Source organism: Bacillus methanolicus (assembly GCF_028888695.1).
In the GTDB taxonomy this organism is placed as follows: Bacteria; Bacillota; Bacilli; order Bacillales; family Cytobacillaceae; genus Bacillus_Z; species Bacillus_Z methanolicus_B.
Genome location: NZ_PNFF01000001.1, coordinates 1,814,912 through 1,834,240 on the forward strand (window position 1 = coordinate 1,814,912; position 19,329 = coordinate 1,834,240).

Here is a 19,329-nt window from a genome sequence, read left to right on the forward strand (position 1 = left end):
AGAATCAATGATATGTGAAAAATTGAGCAGAAAAAGACTCCGAGTTTAAAATAGAATAAAAAGAACAGCAGTACTATGTATGCTGTTCGGATCTTGCTTGTGATTTCATGTATTCTTGAATTTCACGAATTCCTTCAAGTGATTGAATGAGTTTTAAAGGGTCGATAACAGTTATTAAACGCTTTTCAAGGTTGGCCACACCGGTAAAATAACTTGTTTTTTGATAAGCAATTAAACCAATTTGATTAAGTTTGTCTGAAGGAATGTCAACAATTTCCTTTGCTTCATTTACGAGAACGCCGAGAGACATCTCCGGTGTATGTAAAACGATTAATCTCGTTCCTTCATTGATTTTTATTTGGCGGTTATATAAGATGTTTTCAAAATCGACAACCGGGATCAACTCCCCTCTGACTTTCACGATTCCTATTACATATTCGGGCAAATGCGGAATTGGAGTTGTACTCTCCATTTTTTCAATTGAAATGACATACTGAATTGGAAATGCATATTCTTCGCTGCCAACGCGAAAGACAACAGCCTTGTTTATTTCGCTCATTTTTAAATTCTCCTTCTTTCTTCGCCAGCCAATTTTTTCCCTATTGTCATCTTACAAACAATAGGACAGTTTTGTCTATGAGGCATTTCATATTTTTCTGACATAAAAAGGAGAACCTGTATGGTCCTCCCCAATGGTTTAAATTAAGCCGCGACTTCCTCTATGATTGCAATTACCATCTCAGCCAGCTTGTTGAGCTCTTCAATTGGCATTTTTTCATTGGTTGTATGAATATCTTCATAGCCGACTGAAAGATTAACTGTCGGAACGCCAAATCCGGCAATGACATTTGCATCACTGCCGCCGCCGCTCTTTAACAACTCACAGCTCCGGCCAATTTTAGAAGCGGCTTTTCGTGCAATTTCCACAACATGGTCACCTTCGCCGAATTTGAATCCCGGATACATGACTTGAACTTCAATTTCCGCTTTACCGCCCATTTCCTCTGCGGCGCTTTCAAATGCTTCTTTCATTTTCCGAACTTGTTTTTCCATTTTTTCCGGTACGAGTGAGCGCGCTTCCGCTAAAATATTTACCCGGTCACAAACAATATTCGTTTGCGTTCCTCCTTCAAAACGGCCGATATTAGCAGTTGTTTCTTCATCAATTCGGCCAAGCGGCATTTTCGCAATAGCCTTTGCCGCAATCGTAATTGCAGAAACACCTTTCTCAGGAGCTACACCGGCGTGAGCAGTTTTCCCTAAGATAACAGCTGAAATTTTTGCCTGGGTTGGTGCAGCAACGACAATATTGCCGACTTTCCCGTCACTGTCAAGCGCATACCCGTATTTCGCTTTCACTAACGATGAATCAAGTGCTTTTGCCCCCACTAATCCTGATTCTTCACCGACTGTGATAATAAATTGGATCATGCCGTGCGGAATATTTTGTTCCTTTAAGACCCGTACTGTTTCGAGCATGACTGCCAGTCCGGCTTTATCATCAGCACCTAAAATCGTTGTACCGTCGGTCACAACATAACCATCTTTAATCGAAGGTTTGACACCCTTTCCGGGAACTACTGTATCCATATGGGAAGTAAAATAGATTGGATCCACACCGTCTTTTGTTCCCTTCAGCGTACAAATCAAGTTGCCGGCTCCATGGCCTGTTTGTGCAGTAGTATCGTCTTCATATACGTCCACACCTAACTCCGTAAACTTATTCTTAAGAACTTTTGCTATTTCCGCTTCATTTTTTGTTTCTGAATCAATTTGAACCAATTCCAAAAACTCATTCAATAATCGTTCCTGATTAATCATGCATTGTATACCCCCTGAAATTTGCTCACTATTTCAGTATACCTATTCTTTGATCGATCAGGCAATTATAGCGGGATGTTTCCATGTTTTTTGCGCGGGCGCGATTCTTTTTTGTTTCTCAGCATTTCAAGAGCCTGAATCAGCTTAATTCTTGTCTCGCGCGGATCGATGACATCATCGACCATTCCCATTTTCGCTGCGACATATGGATTTGCAAATTTCTCCCGGTATTCTTCAATTTTTTGCTGCCGTGTTTGTTCCGGATTCTCACTATTTTGAATTTCTTTAGCAAAAATAATACTCGCCGCACCTTGAGGACCCATCACGGCGATTTCCGCATTTGGCCAAGCGAACACCAAATCAGCTCCGATCGCTTTACTGTTTAATGCAACATAAGCTCCTCCGTAAGCTTTCCGTAAAATAACAGTTAGCTTCGGCACCGTTGCTTCTGAATAAGCGTACAAAATCTTTGCCCCGTGGCGAATAATCCCGCCATGCTCCTGTTTTACTCCCGGAAAGAAGCCGGTCACATCTTCAAACGTAATGATTGGAATGTTAAAAGAATCGCAGAATCGAATAAACCTTGCAGCTTTATCAGAACTGTCAATATCTAGCCCGCCGGCCATGAACTTCGGCTGATTGCATACAAGGCCCACTACTTCTCCCTTAATTCGCGCAAAACCGACAACGATATTTTTCGCAAAATCTTTGTGTATTTCCATGAAGGAGTTTTCATCTACAACTTGGTTAATCACATTTCTTACGTCATATGGCCGGACCGCATCAAAAGGAATGACATCGGTTAAATCCGGGCGGTAATCATCCGCATCATCCTCTTCTAATCTTGGAGGTTTTTCTTCATTATTTTGCGGAAGGTAACTTAATAACTGACGAACCATTTCAAGAACTTCTTCTTCTTTTTCTGCAGAAAAATGGGCGTTTCCGCTGATTGAATTGTGAACTCTCGCACCCCCAAGATCCTCGGCAGAGATTTTTTCCCCCGTCACTGTTTCAATTACTTTTGGCCCTGTAATAAACATCTGGCTTGTTTTTTCAACCATAAATACAAAATCTGTAATTGCCGGCGAATAAACCGCACCTCCGGCACATGGGCCCATGATGACAGAAATTTGCGGAATGACGCCGGAATAAATTGCATTGCGGTAAAAAATATGTCCGTATCCGTCTAAGGAAACGACACCCTCCTGAATTCGCGCTCCTCCTGAATCATTTAACCCGATGAACGGCGCACCATTTTTTGCTGCTAAATCCATCACATGTGCAATTTTCTTCGCATGCATTTCCCCAAGGGCTCCGCCAAAAACCGTAAAATCTTGTGAAAATAAATAGATCGGACGTCCGTTTACTTTCCCATAGCCTGTTACCACTCCGTCTCCGGGTCCTTTTTGTTTATCAAGGTCAAAATCAGTTGAGCGATGTTCAATAAACGGATTTAACTCTACAAACGTTCCGGGATCGACTAAAAGATCGATTCTTTCACGAGCTGTTAACTTTCCTTTTTCATGCTGCCTTTCTATTTTTTCATCGCCCCCGCCCATTTCGACCTCGCGGCGGCGGTCATACAATTCATTTATTTTTTCGTAAATATCAGCCATGTTGTTCGTTCATTCCTTTCTTTTCGCAAAATTCGTACAATACGCCGCCTGTTGATTTTGGGTGCATAAAAGCGACAAGTGCACCTCCTGCCCCTGTTTTTGGCTTGTCTTGAATCATTGCGATACCTTTGCTTTTCATTTCATTGATCCTCTCTTGAATCGATTCGACACCTAAAGCAACATGATGGATCCCCTCTCCGCGCTTTTCAATAAATTTTGCGATCGGGCTGTCTTCTGCAGTAGGTTCTAATAATTCAAGCTTTGTTTCACCGGCTTTCAGGAAGGCAACTTTTACTTTTTCGCTTTCTACTTCTTCGATCCCAAGCAATTCAAGGCGAAGAACTTCCGTATAAAATGGAAGCGTTTTATCCAAAGATTTTACAGCAATCCCTATATGATCAACTTTTTTAATCATCTGCTCTCCTCCATAAAATTTACTCTATTAAAAATGTTTTTATTATTTATTATACTAATTATACTAAAAAAATGTCGAAAATCTTTCAAAAACTGAGCGGTTGTTCGATTTTGCGATCCCTTGTAATATATAGACAGAGAGTTTATTGATTTCTGGAGGAGGATTTTTTTGTCTAATCGAAAAATTAGGAAACTGATTGTTTATTTAATGATTTTCATCATGCTTGCTTCAACTCTCATTACAGGCCTTTCAATGTTCTTTTAACATAACGATTTTCTGATAGTCTTCCAATGAACAGAAAATAGTATAGAAATAAATAAAGGACTGTTCGCTGTGAACAGTCCTTTATTAGTACAACCTAAAGTATTTTTTTCAAGAAATCCTCGGCACGCTTGCTCTTAGGGTTGTTAAAAAATTCTTCAGGAGAGGCATCCTCAACTAAAACTCCTCCGTCAAGGAACAAAACACGGTCGGCCACTTCCCGCGCAAAGCCCATTTCATGTGTTACGATCGCCATCGTCATGCCTGTATGGGCTAATGATTTCATAACCTCTAGTACTTCTTTTACCATTTCAGGGTCAAGCGCTGAAGTCGGTTCATCAAATAACATGACATTTGGCTGCATAGCCAGAGCCCGAGCGATTGCGACCCGCTGCTTTTGGCCGCCTGATAATCTTCCAGGATATTCATCTGCTTTTTCGGAAAGACCGACTTTCGCAAGCAGCTCATGTCCATGCTTTTCTGCCTCTACTTTAGATAAACCTTTCACCTTAATGGGTGCATATGTTAGATTTTCTAATACGGTTTTATGCGGAAATAAGTGAAAATGCTGAAACACCATCCCTACATGTTGCCGCACCTTCATAATATTTGTCTTTTTATCGGTGATTTCCTTGCCATCAATCCATATCTTTCCGCTTGTCGGCACTTCCAAAAGATTCATGCACCGAAGGAAAGTAGATTTTCCTGAACCGGATGGGCCGATAATGGCGACAACTTCCCCTTCATGAATGGTTGTCGTTATTCCTTTTAAAACTTCAAGCTTCCCAAAATTTTTATGAAGGTTTTCTATCTTAATCACTCCGTCTCATTCTCCTTTCCATACCCTTTCCAATCAACGTTAGCGCCATAACCATCAAATAATAAATAATGCCGGCAATAAGCAATGGTTCGAAGAATGAGTATTTATCAGCCCCTACCTGATATGAACGGCGCATAATATCCATCACGCCGACGGTGGTCACTATAGCAGATTCTTTTGTTAACGTAATAAATTCGTTCATTAAAGCAGGCAAAATATTTTTTAATGCTTGCGGGAGAATAATATCCCACATCATTCGTTTATAAGGGATTCCGAGTGCCATCGATGCTTCCCGCTGTCCTTTATCGACCGCCAAAATACCGGCCCGAATAATTTCCGATATATATGCTGCCGAATTTAAACTAAAGGAAAGAACAGCTGCAGTGGATGCCTCAATTTGAAACCCGACAATTTGCGGTGATCCGTAGTAGATCAACATAAGCTGAAGCACTAGCGGCGTTCCGCGAAAAATGGAAGTATAAGCATCTGCAAACCAGCCAAGTAATTTGAAAGAACTAATTTTAAATAACGCTAAAATAACTCCAAACGCAAATCCCATCATCCCGGCCAGAATGACAATTTGCAGTGTAACCCCGATCCCCTTCAAAATATAAGGCAAGGAGGGAATAAATTGTGAAAAGTCCAAATTCATCCGGTCAATCCATCCTCTCTATATGAAAAAATTCAAAAACGTTCAGAAAGGCTTCAGCCTTCTGAACGCATGACTGTGTCATTATTTTTCCCCGCCGAACCATTTTACGATTAATTTATCCAGCTCGCCGTTTTCTTTCATTTCTTTTAATACTTTATTGAAATCATCTGTAAGCTCGCTGTTTTTAGGAAATGCAATGGCTGAGCCTGCTTCCTCCGGATCATCGCTGATTGTAAATCCGGCAAGATTCTTTTCTTTTTCAAAATATCCTTTGGCTACTGTATCTTCAATGATTGCCGCATCAAAACGGCCCGTCATAATTTCTTGAATAAGTTCTGGTACTCGGTTGCGGTTTTCAATTTTTAGTTCTACTTTTTCCGCAATTTCTTTCGCTTTTGCTTCTTGAATTGAACCTAACTGAACACCAACCGTTTTCCCTTTTAGATCTTCTAATTTTTCAATGCCGCTGTCTTTTTTGGAGACGATCATATGCTGCGCTGTATAATAGATATCACTGAAATCAACATTCTTTTTACGGTCTTCTGTCGGTGTCATCCCTGCTAAGACAAAGTCTACTTGGCCTGATTTTAGCGCTTGAACAAGACCGCTGAATTCGATATCCTTCACCTTCACTTCATATCCGAGTTTATCGGCAATCGTTTTTGCCAGATCAACGTCAAACCCGATAATCTCGTCGCTTTTTGCGGTATCAACGTATTCAAATGGAGGATAATCAGCAGAAGTCCCCATAATTAAAACCTTTTTTCCATCAGCACTATTCCCTTCATTAGTAGAATCTTTCTTATTAGTGCCGCAAGCAGCCAAAAGCCCAATAACGAGAATGCTTATCAAAAATAATGAAATATGCTTTTTCATATACTTTCCTCCTATAATTTTTTTGAAGATATTTGTGAATGCTATCTGTTTATTTTTTGATTTCAACTGCATATTGATTCGCTGATGAAACCGAATATTAATATAAATTCACTAAAATGCATTTTAACACAATCGAATATTTATGCAATATAATTTCTAAATATAAAATTAAAGTTCTTTTATTTATATTATTCTGAAAAATTTTATGCATAGAAAATCCTCCGGTACTGCGAAATGATCAAGAAATAAAAGGTTCCCTCAATGGAGATCGACTTCCCACCATCGCTCTGTAAATCAAAATTGGTGTAGGAGAAAAGGCAGTATTTTATTCTTTTTTTCATATGATAGTGAGAAGCTAGCAATATACGATCCTACAATCAAATAATCTAGCTGCTTGAAAAATATAATTTAGAAAAATAAGAATTTTACAAAAACTATATTGACAAACACATAGATTAGGATTTAAACTAGTTTTGTAAACAATTACATAAATAGGAGGTAGTAAGAATGACAAACTTTTTCATTCCACCAGCCAGCGTAATTGGACGAGGTGCAGTAAAGGAAGTAGGAACAAGACTTAAGCAAATTGGAGCTAAGAAAGCGCTTATCGTTACAGATGCATTTCTTCATAGCACAGGTTTATCTGAAGAAGTTGCTAAAAACATTCGTGAAGCTGGCCTTGATGTTGCGATTTTCCCAAAAGCTCAACCAGATCCAGCAGATACACAAGTTCATGAAGGTGTAGATGTATTCAAACAAGAAAACTGTGATGCACTTGTTTCTATCGGTGGAGGTAGCTCTCACGATACAGCTAAAGCAATCGGTTTAGTTGCAGCAAACGGCGGAAGAATCAATGACTATCAAGGTGTAAACAGTGTAGAAAAACCAGTCGTTCCAGTAGTTGCAATCACTACAACAGCTGGTACTGGTAGTGAAACAACATCTCTTGCAGTTATTACAGACTCTGCACGTAAAGTAAAAATGCCTGTTATTGATGAGAAAATTACTCCAACTGTAGCAATTGTTGACCCAGAATTAATGGTGAAAAAACCAGCTGGATTAACAATCGCAACTGGTATGGACGCATTATCACACGCAATTGAAGCATATGTTGCAAAAGGTGCTACACCAGTTACTGATGCATTTGCAATTCAAGCAATGAAACTCATCAATGAATACTTACCAAAAGCGGTGGCAAACGGAGAAGACATCGAAGCACGTGAAGCAATGGCTTATGCACAATACATGGCAGGAGTGGCATTTAACAACGGTGGTTTAGGATTAGTACACTCTATTTCTCACCAAGTAGGTGGAGTTTACAAATTACAACACGGAATCTGTAACTCAGTTAATATGCCACACGTTTGCGCATTCAACCTAATTGCTAAAACTGAGCGCTTCGCACACATTGCTGAGCTTTTAGGCGAGAATGTTTCTGGCTTAAGCACTGCAGCAGCTGCTGAGAGAGCAATTGCAGCGCTTGAACGCTATAACAAAAACTTCGGTATCCCATCTGGCTATGCAGAAATGGGCGTGAAAGAAGAGGATATCGAATTATTAGCGAAAAACGCATTCGAAGACGTATGTACTCAAAGCAACCCACGTGTTGCTACAGTTCAAGACATTGCACAAATCATCAAAAACGCTCTGTAATAATAATCTTGGAAAAGCGTCTCTTGAATTTCAAGAGACGCTTTTTCGTGATGCTAGACTAAATAGTAGAACATACAAGATTAATCGATTAATAGATTGATAGATTGATAGAAAAAACCCCGGACAACCGGGGCTCAGAAAAACTAAACTTCTTCACAATATTCATCAAATGCTTTCTGTAATTTCATCACAACTTCCATCGGCTCATGACCTTCAATTTCATGGCGTTCGATCATTGTGCAAATTTTCCCGTCTTTTAATAATGCAAATGAAGGAGAGGATGGCGGATATCCTGTAAAATAGCTTCTCGCTTTCTCGGTAGCTTCTTTGTCCTGTCCGGCAAAAACCGTAACTAAATGGTCAGGCCGTTTATCATAGTGTAAAGCATGCTGAGCAGCAGGACGAGCAATTCCGCCGGCGCAGCCGCAAACGGAATTTACCATTACTAAAGTAGTTCCTTTCTTCGCAAATGCAGCCTCAACTTCCTCCGGAGTTTTTAATTCTGTATAACCGGCTTCTACAATTTCCTGGCGGGCCTGGCGAACGACATCATTCATAAATAAATTAAAATCAATGTTCATACGATCGCTCCTTATGAGTAATAATATAGGGTTACTTACATCATACCATGTTTTCCATTCAGACAAAGAAATTTGCCCATAAAAAGTTTAACGAAGCGAACAAAGGGTAAAGATAAGTACAGCTGGATCCCCAATATCCCCTAGTATTTTGGATAGTGCCCGCTGCACTATCCGTTTTTTTGAACATATGTAAAAAAAGAGCTGCAAAACGCAGCTCTATTTATTTTCCGATTGATTAAAAATCTTAAATAATTCTTCTACAGCAGCAGCAACGGTTCGATCCCCTGAAATTACTTCATTTTCGATTTTCGGAAGCTGTTTTTTAATCTCGGGATGGCGAAAAAAGCTGTAATGCAGTTGGTCTGAAATCATCGAATAAATCCATTCCTTCGTTTGCTTTCTCCGCCTGTCCTCGAAAACGCCGGATTGTTTCGTCTGTTTTTCGAATTTCTCAATTGCCGTCCAAATTTCGTCAATACCTGTGCTGTAAAGTGCTGAACAAGTGTATGCTTTTGTTTCCCAACCTTTCGTGGCAGGCTGAAGAATATGCAAAATGCGGTTATATTCTTCTTTTGTTTTTTCCGCTTCTTTCTTATTTGGTCCATCTGCTTTATTGACAATTACCGCATCTGCAAGTTCCATGATGCCCTTTTTCATACCTTGAAGCTCGTCACCGGCTCCTGTTAACACTAAAAGCATAAAGAAATCGACCATATCCCTGACAATGATTTCACTCTGTCCGACTCCGACTGTCTCGACAAGAATTACATCAAAACCGGCAGCTTCGCATAAGAGCATTGTTTCTCTTGTTTTGCGATGAACGCCTCCGAGTTTTCCGCCCGAAGGCGAAGGACGGATAAAAGCACGCGGATTTCTTGCCAGCTTTTCCATTCTTGTTTTATCCCCGAGAATGCTTCCCCCGGTTAGGCTTGAACTTGGATCGACCGCAAGGACGGCGACACGGTAACCTTGGTCACAAAGGAAGGTTCCAAACGCTTCGATAAACGTACTTTTTCCTGCTCCTGGAACCCCCGTAATTCCAATGCGAATCGATTTTCCCGTATATGGAAGAATATTTTGAAGAAGCTCCTGCGCTTGTGAAAAATGCCGTTCAGCATCACTTTCAATTAACGTAATCGCTCGGGCAAGCAGACCTCTGTTTCCTTCCAGCACTCCCTTTGTTAACTCTGCAACAGTCGGTCCAACAGAACCCTTTTTTTGGAAGCGGCCGCTTTTTTGAAAAACAGCCGCTTCCGCCTCCGTCTCAACACCTTTGCGAACGAAAGAAGAAAATACATCCGGGCGTTCTGGATCAGACCATTCGGGCTTCATATCTCTGCTCATTCATTTGCCACTTCCTCATAACCGAGCCGTTCATAAATTGCTTTTATTATTTTTTGGGCTGCAACAGGTATAACCGTCCCCGGCCCGAAAATAGCTGCTGCTCCATGATCATAAAGATATTGATAGTCTTGTGCCGGAATGACTCCTCCTACAACAACGAGAATATCCTCTCTGCCAAGCTTTTTCAGTTCGGCAACCAATTGCGGCAGCAGTGTTTTATGCCCCGCGGCCAATGAACTGATCCCGACTACGTGAACATCATTTTCAACTGCCTGCAAAGCAGTTTCTTCCGGTGTTTGAAATAATGGTCCGATGTCAACATCAAATCCGAGATCCGCAAACGCAGTGGAAATGACTTTCGCCCCTCTGTCATGTCCGTCTTGACCCATCTTTGCTATTAATATTCTCGGTCTTCTGCCTTCGTTTTCTAAAAATTCATCAGTCATCTTTTTAACTTCCGCAATTTCTTCCTCATTTGAAAAGTTCGCACTGTAAACCCCGCTGACGGAACGGATCACGGCTTTATGACGGTTTGCTACTTTTTCGATCGCATAGGAGATTTCCCCTAACGTAGCCCTTGCTCTCGCTGCCTGAACAGAAAGCTCCAGCAAATTGCCCTTTCCGGATCTCGCTGCTTCCGTAATTGCCTGAAGTGCTTCTTGCACTTTTTGTTCATCACGGGTTGCCTTTAATTGTTTCAGCTTCTCAATTTGTCTTAATCGCACTGCTGTGTTATCAATATCCAATATCTCAATTGGATCCTCTTTTTCAAGGCGGTATCGGTTGACTCCAATGATCGTTTCTTTTTTTGAATCAATTTGGGCTTGTCGTCTTGCCGCAGCTTCTTCAATTCTCATTTTTGGCAGCCCTGTTTCAATTGCTTTTGCCATTCCGCCGAGGTTTTCGATCTCCTCAATATGTTCCCATGCCCGTTCGATCAGCTTATTTGTTAACGCTTCAACATAATAAGAACCACCCCATGGATCAATAATGTTCGTAATTCCGGTTTCTTCCTGCAAATACAGCTGGGTATTGCGGGCAATCCTTGCTGAAAAATCAGTCGGCAGCGCTATTGCCTCATCAAGAGCATTCGTATGAAGAGACTGTGTATGGCCCATTGCTGCAGCATGGGCTTCAATCAGCGTTCTGACTACATTATTGAAAGGATCCTGTTCTGTAAGACTCCAGCCTGATGTTTGCGAGTGCGTTCTAAGCGCCATTGATTTCGGATTTTTCGGATTGAACGATTTTATCATTTTCGCCCAAATATGGCGGGCTGCCCTCATTTTCGCAACTTCCATAAAGTAATTCATCCCGATGGCCCAGAAGAATGAGAGCCTCGGAGCAAAGGAGTCGATTTCAATCCCTGCTTTTAAACCTGTTCTCACATATTCAAGCCCGTCTGCAAGTGTATAAGCCAATTCGATATCAGCAGGTGCCCCCGCTTCTTGCATATGGTAGCCTGAAATACTGATGCTGTTAAATTTCGGCATATAAATAGACGTATATTCAAAGATATCGGCAATGATCCTCATTGACATTTCCGGCGGATAAATATATGTATTGCGGACCATATATTCCTTTAAAATATCGTTTTGGATCGTTCCTGAAAGTTTTTCCTGACTTACCCCTTGCTCTTCCGCAGTCACAATATAGAAAGCCATAATCGGCAGAACAGCACCGTTCATTGTCATTGATACAGACATTTGATCGAGTGGAATTCCATCAAACAACGTCTTCATGTCCAGAATGGAATCGATGGCTACTCCTGCTTTTCCGACATCACCGACTACACGGGGATGGCCTGAATCATAGCCGCGGTGGGTTGCGAGGTCGAAGGCAACAGAAAGTCCTTTCTGCCCCATCGCTAAATTGCGGCGATAAAAAGCGTTGCTTTCTTCAGCAGTTGAAAATCCGGCATATTGGCGAACAGTCCAAGGTCTGTTCACATACATCGTCGGATATGGACCGCGCGTATATGGAGGCAGCCCCGGTTTATCATCGAGATGCTTAAGCCTGTTTCGATCTGCTTTCGTATACAATGGTTTAATTTTTATTTGCTCATTTGTTTCAAAAAGCAAATCTTCAAGCGATCGCCCGATTTCCTCTTCCGCTTTTGTTTTCCATTCTTGCTCTGATGGTTTTGATTGATTTTCAAACAAGGAAATTTTTTTAAAGTCAGGTTTATTCTTCATGCTTTTTCGCCTCCATTTCCTCTAAAAGGGCAGAAACGACTTTGTAACAATTGCTTTTTACATGGATAAACTCGTCGATTCCATTGGAACGCCAATCCTTCTCCTCGCCTACATCCGGCAGACCGGCTAAGAAAAGCTTAATGGATGGGAAAAGTTTCTTAATTTCCCGGACAAGTTCCATACCTGTTTCCGCATACTGTTCATTGCTGCCGCATAAACAATAGTGCTCAAAACCTGTTTCCTTAATAAAAGAAAAAGCTTGTTCGGTCGAATTGATTTCTCCGCTTTGCTTTCCTTCAATCCCTCCTGGGGCAATAAATCCTGTAATAAAATCTGCCCGTGCTTTGTGCTGTTTTAGCGCACCGAGGCAAATCAATCCAATCGCCGGCTTTCTTCCCAATTGATCAGCCAGTTGCTCTGAGCGGCGGCGGAGTTTTTCGAATGGCTCCGATAAACGGATTTGCGGGATTGGCTCCACCGTTTCTTTTATGTCTGTTGCTGAAACATTTTCAGGCTCTTCAGGCAGCTGGAGTGGCTTATCATCAAGGTTGGCATATATATTTGTACCGATAATGCTTTGTTTTCTTGTATAAACATCCATCTGCCTTTTTTCACGAATTTCGCTTATTTGCTGTTGTAGCCACCCGGATTTCAGCGCTTCAAAAATCCCGCCGTGATCTTCAATTTGCAGAAAAAGCTCCCACGATTTTTCTGCAAGTTCATTGGTTAGATGTTCTACATACCATGAACCTCCGGCCGGATCCACCGTTTTATTCAGATGGGCTTCTTCTTTTAAAATCAGCTGTGTATTTCGTGCAATTCTGTCTGAAAAAGACGAAAAATTGTTTTCCGGTTCATTATACGGGCTTACATGCAAGTATTGGATTCCGCCGAGTACAGCAGCAAATGCCTCATTTCCGCTGCGGAGCAAATTAACATACGGATCATATGCCGTTTTCGTTAATTTTGAAGTTTCGGCAGCGATAATCATTTTTCTGTACTCAGGCTGTGCTCTATATGCCTCTGTAATTTTATTCCAAATCATCCTCGCCGCGCGAAGTTTCGCTATTTCCATAAAGAAATTGGACCCTATGGAAAATTTAAATACAATCTTCGGTAAAATTTTTTCCAAAGAAAGTTTCCGTTCAAGCAATTCCTGGATGTGGAATACGGCTGCAGAAAGGCCTGCGGCAAGTTCTTGAACAGCATTAGCTCCGCCATTATGATACGGAGTCGTATCAACGAGAATTGTTTTTAAATGAGGCATGTTTTGATCAGCTTTTTTAATAAGCTCTGCCCATTGGTCGCAAAGATCGCTCATCTTTATTGGCAGAGTCCCTTGTTCCGCTAAAATTGCGATCGGATCCATCCCTATAAAACCTGTAATTTTCTCTCCGGAATCTCCGGCAATATCGAGAAGGGCCTCGATAAAATCATATTGAAATAATTTTGCATTTACGCTGAAAGGAAATTTATCATAAATATTACCGATAATCTCCTTAAGGCGACCTGCCGTGTCCGCTTGAACATTAAAAGAAATAGCTGTCTGCCCTTTATCCAGCGCAGTCGTAAGACTTTTTTTCAATTCATCTATATTTTTGTATTGAATCGTCTGGGCAACGTGCCATTCATTCTCGTTATAACCAAGAGAATAGATCCCTCTTCTGTAGTCCGGGAAACCCGGAAATTGTGATGTTTTACTATCGACCTCATCCTCTGCCGAGTAAAGCGGTTTCAATTTAATGTTTTCATATGTGTATCTTGAAAGTGAATCTAGCGGTTTTCCTTTTAAACTTTTTTCTGCCGCCTCTTTCCATTCTTCTGTTGAGACAGCCGGAAATTGTTCATTTTTCATTTCGTTGATTGTCATTTTGCGCTGCCATTAACCGGCAGCATTCCCTCCCTTCTGGTATAGACGAGGCCATTAAACTGTAGTAAAATTTAAATTTTTATGTATAGTTATTATTTTAGTATATAAACTTGAAAGCCGCAACGACCACTTTAACACATTAAAGCGTTGAGGGCCTGGCCCGCTCTACGGTAACGCATTAAAGCATTGAGGGCCTGACCCGCTCTGCGGTAATGCGTTAATGTGTGAAACCCCGGTTTATATTTTAGAAAAACCGCTGCAGGGTCATGCAGCGGTTTCAGATCAGAAGGATTAATAGATTGAGGTATTTTCTTTGGATATATTTTCAAGAATTTCTTTTACTCGCTGCAGGAATTTGCCGCAAATCAATCCGTCAAGCACCCGGTGATCAAGGGACATACAAAGATTTACCATATCACGAACAGCGATCATACCATTATTTATAACAACCGGACGCTTTACGATGGATTCAACTTGAAGTAGTGCTGCCTGAGGATAATTAATAATTCCCATAGACTGGACTGAACCAAACGAACCTGTATTGTTGACAGTAAATGTTCCGCCTTGCATATCTTCTGATTTTAGCTTGCCGGCCCTAGCCTTTGCTGCAAGTTCGGATATTTCGCGGGCAATCCCTTTAATCGTCTTCTCATCAGCGTGTTTAATAACCGGAACATACAAAGCGTCGTCTCTCGCAACCGCGATTGAAATATTAATGTCTTTCTTTTGAACGATTTTATCCCCTGCCCACATCGAGTTGATTTGTGGAAACTCTTTAAGAGCCTGGGCAGCAGCTTTCACGAAAAAGGAAAAGTAAGTTAAATTAAAGCCTTCTTTCTTTTTAAATTCTTCTTTAATGGAGTTGCGGTACTCAACAAGGTTTGTTACATCGACTTCGATCATTGTCCAGGCATGAGGAATTTCATGTTTGCTGCGGACCATATTTGCTGCGATCGCTTTGCGTACGCCTGTAACTGGAATTTCAATATCATCGGGAACTGTCGGAATGTTAGAAGCCGGTGTTGCCAGCTTATCAGCAGGTTGTTTCGAAGCTGGTTGTTCAGAAGCATTCTGTTGTGCTGCTTGAGCAGGCTCAGCTTGAGCAGCCGCCGGATTAATTCCTAAAATTGGAATATTTCCGGATTCAATTAATTTTTTCAGATCTTTACGGGTAATCCTGCCGCCTGCACCTGTTCCTTTAACCTTGGAAAGATCGATACCGTGTTCTTGAGAAAGCTTAAGGACGGCGGGTGAATAACGGGCTTTGTTTTCGAGTTTTAGAGTAATAGGTGCTGCTTGCTGCGTTTCTTCTTCACCTTTTCCTTCATTTTTTTCCTTAGCTTCATCCGTATTTCCGCCTTCTACTTCAATCGTACAAATTATTTCGCTTACTTGTAATGTATCTCCCTCAGCAGCAATCAGCTCTTTAATTGTTCCTGTGAAAGAAGATGGAACTTCTGCAGTTACTTTATCAGTCATCACTTCCGCAAGCGGGTCGTATTTGTTTACTTTATCACCAACAGAAACTAACCATTTACTTACCGTTCCTTCTGTTACACTTTCTCCAAGCTGAGGCATTTTGATTTGTTCTATAGTCAATGGTTCAACCTCCTTCTTGAGTTACATTTCCGTGCTCTTTTTAAAACTCTGCTAATTCGCGCATTGCTTTTTCAACTTTATCAAGATTAACCATAAAAAATTTTTCCATTGTCGGCGCATACGGCATCGCCGGTACATCCGGACCTGCTAGTCGTTTAATTGGCGCATCCAGATCAAATAAGCAGTTTTCTGCAATAATCGCGGAAACTTCACTAATGATGCTTCCTTCTTTATTGTCTTCTGTAACTAGAAGGACCTTGCCGGTTTTTGTTGCTGCCTCAATAATCGCTTCTTTATCAAGAGGATAAATGGTTCTTAAATCTAGAATGTGAGCGGAAATGCCTTCTTTCGCTAAATTTTCTGCAGCCTGAAGCGCAAAATGAACACATAAACCATACGTGATCACAGTAATGTCTTCCCCTTCACGTTTTACATCAGCTTTGCCGATTGGAAGTACATAATCATCTTCAGGCACTTCGCCTTTTATCAGGCGGTATGCGCGTTTATGTTCAAAGAACAATACAGGGTCATCATCACGAATTGCTGCTTTTAATAAACCTTTCACATCGTACGGTGTGGAAGGCATGACAATTTTCAGGCCGGGCTGGTTTGCAAAAATTGCCTCAACCGATTGTGAATGGTAAAGAGCGCCGTGAACTCCGCCCCCATAAGGAGCGCGAATGACAATTGGACAGTTCCAATCGTTGTTTGAGCGGTAGCGGATTCTAGCAGCCTCAGAAATTATTTGATTAACAGCAGGCAAAATAAAGTCTGCAAATTGCATTTCAGCAATTGGCCGCATGCCGTACATAGCCGCTCCGATTCCAACACCAGCGATTGCCGATTCTGCAAGAGGAGCATCAATTACCCGTTTTTCACCGAATTTTTCATAGAGTCCTTGAGTCGCCTTAAAAACTCCGCCTTTTTTTCCGACATCTTCACCTAAAACAAAAACTTTCGGATCTCTTTCCATCTCTTCACGGATTGCCATGGTTACTGCATCAATATAGGAAATTACCGCCATGTTCGTTCCCCCTTACTTCTCAGCATAAACATGTTTCAACGCGTGTTCCGGTTCCGCATACGGCGCATTTTCAGCATAATCTGTCGCTTCATTTACTATTTTCATAACACGGTCATTAACCTCTTTTTCCAAATCATCAGTCATTACTCCGACTTCTTTTAAGTAAGCTCCAAAAGTAATAATCGGATCCTTCGTTTTTGCTGCCGCTATTTCATCAGGAGCACGATAACTTCGGTCGTCATCGTCTGAAGAATGAGGGGTTAGACGATAGGTAATTGCCTCAATTAATGATGGTCCCTCGCCGCGGCGTCCGCGGTCTGCCGCTTCCTTTACGGCTTTATATACTTCAAGAGGATCGTTTCCGTCCACAGTAATGCCAGGCATTCCATAACCGATCGCACGGTCAGAAACCTTTTCGCAAGCTACTTGTTTTTCATACGGAACAGAAATGGCATATTTGTTGTTTTCGCACATGAAAATAACAGGCAATTTATGAACTCCCGCAAAGTTTGCACCTTCATGGAAATCTCCCTGGTTGGATGAACCTTCACCGAAGCTTACTAATGCCACGAGATCTTTCCCTTCCATACGTCCTGCCAATGCTATCCCAACAGCATGCGGAACTTGTGTTGTAACCGGAGATGAACCTGTCACAATACGGTTTTTCTTTTTGCTGAAATGCCCGGGCATTTGGCGGCCTCCGGAGTTAGGATCTTCAGCTTTTGCAAATCCGGATAGCATCAATTCTCTTGCAGTCATACCAAAAGTTAACACAATACCGATATCACGGTAATAAGGCAATACATAGTCTTTATCCCGGTCAAGAGCAAACGCTGCACCAACTTGTGCTGCCTCTTGACCTTGGCAAGAAATGACGAAAGGAATTTTTCCCGCACGGTTTAAAAGCCACATGCGTTCATCAATACGGCGCGCCAAAAGCATTGTTTCATACATTTCCAACACATTTTCATCGCTTAAACCTAAAGCATTATGCCGATTTTCAGCCATTTCACTAAACCTCCTAAATCAATATGCGGGGTCTGGCCCTCATCGATTTACCGCGTTAACATAGTGCGGGCCTGTCCTTCATCACTTTAATACTTTAACGTAGAGCAGGTCCGGCCCTCATCACTTTAACGCTTTAACATGGAGCGGGCCTGACCACACAAATCAAGAATGGATTGCTTTTCCGTCTACTGCGAGTGCGGCTTCTCCAATCGCTTCTGATAATGTTGGATGCGGGTGAATGGTATGGGCAATTTCCCAAGGGGTTGCATCCAGGACACGCGCCAATCCTGCTTCAGAAATCATATCTGTTACGTGTGGACCAATCATATGAACTCCAAGGATATCATCTGTCTCCTCATCTGCAACAATTTTAACAAAGCCATCTGATTCTCCGAACACAAGCGCCTTTCCAATAGCCCGGAAAGAGAATTTGCCCACTTTTACTTTGTAGCCTTTTTCTTTCGCTTCGTCTTCGGTAAAACCGACGCTTGCTGCTTCCGGATTACTATATATGCATTTTGACACAAGACTATAATCAATAGGAGATGGATTTTGGCCGGCAATGTGCTCAACAGCAACAATTCCTTCATGGGATGCAACATGGGCAAGCTGCAGGCCGCCGATACAATCGCCAATTGCATAAATATGAGATTCTTTCGTTTGAAAATATTCATTCACTTTAATACAGCCATTTTCAACTTGTATATCTGTATTTTCTAGGCCGATTCCTTCAATATTTGCTTGGCGGCCTACAGTAACAAGAATTTTTTCCGCTTTAAATACTCTTTGCTCGCCTTTTACTTCGGCGGAAATGATTACCCCGTCACCCTTTTGAAGAGTTTCAGGGAGAACTTTTGCATTTGTTGCGATTTTTACACCTTTCTTTTTCATTAGGCGCTGCATTTCTTTAGAAATCTCATTATCTTCAGTTGGAATAATACGTTCCGCATACTCTATGACAGTTACATCAACACCGAAGTCTGAAAGCATGGATGCCCACTCAATCCCGATGACACCTCCGCCTACAATAATGATCGAATTCGGGAGAGATTCCATGGCAAGAGCTTCATCAGAGGTCAACACAAACTCATTGTCCGGCTCTAATCCAGGAAGGGTGCGTGGTCGCGATCCGGTTGCAATGATCACGTTTTTAGGAATAAGCATTTCATTTTCTTCCCCATTATTCATCTCAACGGAAATTGTACCTGGCATAGGTGAAAAAATAGACGGTCCCAACATGCGGCCGGTACCTTTGTAAACATCGATTTTCCCCTGTTTCATTAGATGCTGGACCCCTCGATAAAGCTGGCCAACAATCTTATTTTTCCGCTCCTGTACTTTGCTGAAATTTAAGCTGACTTCATTCGCGATGACGCCAAATTCTTCTCCGCGTTTCGCGGTCGCAAATACTTCTGCGCTTCTAAGAAGAGCCTTACTTGGAATACATCCTTTATGCAAGCAAGTTCCGCCCAGCTTTTCTTTTTCAATGACGGCTGTTTTAAGACCGAGCTGTGAGGCGCGAATGGCTGCAACATAACCACCGGTACCGCCGCCAAGGATCACTAAATCATATTCTTGAGCCACTTATTGTTCC

At 41.6% G+C, this 19,329-nt stretch carries 17 protein-coding genes; 2 read left to right on the top strand and 15 right to left on the bottom strand.

Annotated features, from left to right (window positions below; genetic code table 11):
• Positions 1–73: 73 nt before the first annotated feature.
• The 4 genes from C0966_RS09120 to mce all read right to left on the bottom strand — a co-directional run bounded on the left by C0966_RS09120 (position 74) and on the right by mce (position 3,852).
• A complete protein-coding gene (locus C0966_RS09120) occupies positions 74–559 on the bottom strand; it encodes a chemotaxis protein CheW (RefSeq protein WP_274855062.1) in 486 nt (161 codons plus the stop codon).
• A gap of 143 nt (positions 560–702) precedes the next feature.
• Positions 703–1,821 carry a M20/M25/M40 family metallo-hydrolase gene (locus tag C0966_RS09125; RefSeq protein ID WP_274855063.1) on the bottom strand — a complete coding sequence of 373 codons (1,119 nt, stop codon included), beginning with the start codon at positions 1,819–1,821 and terminating at the stop codon, positions 703–705.
• Positions 1,822–1,886: 65 nt separating this feature from the next.
• Positions 1,887–3,437 (bottom strand): acyl-CoA carboxylase subunit beta, encoded by a 1,551-nt coding sequence (locus C0966_RS09130; protein ID WP_274855065.1) that lies wholly within the window; start codon positions 3,435–3,437, stop codon positions 1,887–1,889.
• Positions 3,430–3,852 (bottom strand): methylmalonyl-CoA epimerase, encoded by a 423-nt coding sequence (gene mce, locus C0966_RS09135; RefSeq protein WP_274855066.1) that lies wholly within the window; start codon positions 3,850–3,852, stop codon positions 3,430–3,432. The genes C0966_RS09130 and mce overlap by 8 nt, the downstream gene beginning before the upstream one ends.
• Before the next feature lie 168 nt (positions 3,853–4,020).
• Between mce and prli42 the strand changes: the two genes are divergently transcribed.
• Entirely contained in the window at positions 4,021–4,116 is a 96-nt protein-coding gene (gene prli42 / locus C0966_RS09140) for a stressosome-associated protein Prli42 (protein ID WP_274855068.1), read from the top strand.
• A 94-nt stretch (positions 4,117–4,210) separates the two neighbouring features.
• Here prli42 and C0966_RS09145 read toward each other — a convergent pair whose 3' ends face one another.
• The 3 genes from C0966_RS09145 to C0966_RS09155 form a co-directional block, all read right to left on the bottom strand.
• Positions 4,211–4,933, bottom strand: a complete 723-nt coding sequence (locus C0966_RS09145) for an amino acid ABC transporter ATP-binding protein (RefSeq protein ID WP_274855069.1) — start codon at positions 4,931–4,933, stop codon at positions 4,211–4,213.
• A complete protein-coding gene (locus C0966_RS09150) occupies positions 4,926–5,585 on the bottom strand; it encodes an amino acid ABC transporter permease (RefSeq protein WP_274855071.1) in 660 nt (219 codons plus the stop codon). The genes C0966_RS09145 and C0966_RS09150 overlap by 8 nt, the downstream gene beginning before the upstream one ends.
• An 81-nt stretch (positions 5,586–5,666) precedes the next feature.
• Positions 5,667–6,461, bottom strand: a complete 795-nt coding sequence (locus tag C0966_RS09155) for a transporter substrate-binding domain-containing protein (protein ID WP_274855072.1) — start codon at positions 6,459–6,461, stop codon at positions 5,667–5,669.
• A gap of 507 nt (positions 6,462–6,968) precedes the next feature.
• Between C0966_RS09155 and C0966_RS09160 the strand changes: the two genes are divergently transcribed.
• Entirely contained in the window at positions 6,969–8,114 is a 1,146-nt protein-coding gene (locus C0966_RS09160; protein ID WP_274855074.1) for an iron-containing alcohol dehydrogenase, read from the top strand.
• Between the two features lie 143 nt (positions 8,115–8,257).
• Here the strand turns inward: C0966_RS09160 and C0966_RS09165 are convergent, their stop codons facing one another.
• The 8 genes from C0966_RS09165 to lpdA form a co-directional block, all read right to left on the bottom strand.
• Positions 8,258–8,695, bottom strand: a complete 438-nt coding sequence (locus C0966_RS09165; RefSeq protein ID WP_274855075.1) for a BrxA/BrxB family bacilliredoxin — start codon at positions 8,693–8,695, stop codon at positions 8,258–8,260.
• Between the two features lie 216 nt (positions 8,696–8,911).
• Positions 8,912–10,039, bottom strand: coding sequence for a methylmalonyl Co-A mutase-associated GTPase MeaB (meaB, locus tag C0966_RS09170; protein WP_274855077.1), 1,128 nt, complete (start codon positions 10,037–10,039; stop codon positions 8,912–8,914).
• On the bottom strand, positions 10,036–12,234 hold the full coding sequence (scpA, locus tag C0966_RS09175) for a methylmalonyl-CoA mutase (protein ID WP_274855079.1): 2,199 nt from the start codon (positions 12,232–12,234) through the stop codon (positions 10,036–10,038). The genes meaB and scpA overlap by 4 nt, the downstream gene beginning before the upstream one ends.
• Entirely contained in the window at positions 12,224–14,104 is a 1,881-nt protein-coding gene (locus C0966_RS09180) for a methylmalonyl-CoA mutase subunit beta (RefSeq protein WP_274855081.1), read from the bottom strand. Before C0966_RS09180 ends, scpA begins: the two co-directional genes overlap by 11 nt.
• Before the next feature lie 291 nt (positions 14,105–14,395).
• The gene (locus tag C0966_RS09185) at positions 14,396–15,703 is read right to left on the bottom strand and encodes a dihydrolipoamide acetyltransferase family protein (RefSeq protein ID WP_274855082.1); all 1,308 of its coding nucleotides are present in this window, start codon (positions 15,701–15,703) and stop codon (positions 14,396–14,398) included.
• Between the two features lie 40 nt (positions 15,704–15,743).
• Positions 15,744–16,727: an alpha-ketoacid dehydrogenase subunit beta gene (locus C0966_RS09190; RefSeq protein ID WP_274855083.1), complete on the bottom strand. Its 984-nt coding sequence runs from the start codon at positions 16,725–16,727 to the stop codon at positions 15,744–15,746.
• A 12-nt stretch (positions 16,728–16,739) separates the two neighbouring features.
• Entirely contained in the window at positions 16,740–17,735 is a 996-nt protein-coding gene (locus C0966_RS09195) for a thiamine pyrophosphate-dependent dehydrogenase E1 component subunit alpha (RefSeq protein ID WP_274855085.1), read from the bottom strand.
• A 162-nt stretch (positions 17,736–17,897) separates the two neighbouring features.
• Positions 17,898–19,319, bottom strand: a complete 1,422-nt coding sequence (lpdA, locus tag C0966_RS09200) for a dihydrolipoyl dehydrogenase (RefSeq protein WP_274855086.1) — start codon at positions 19,317–19,319, stop codon at positions 17,898–17,900.
• Positions 19,320–19,329 lie beyond the last annotated feature (10 nt).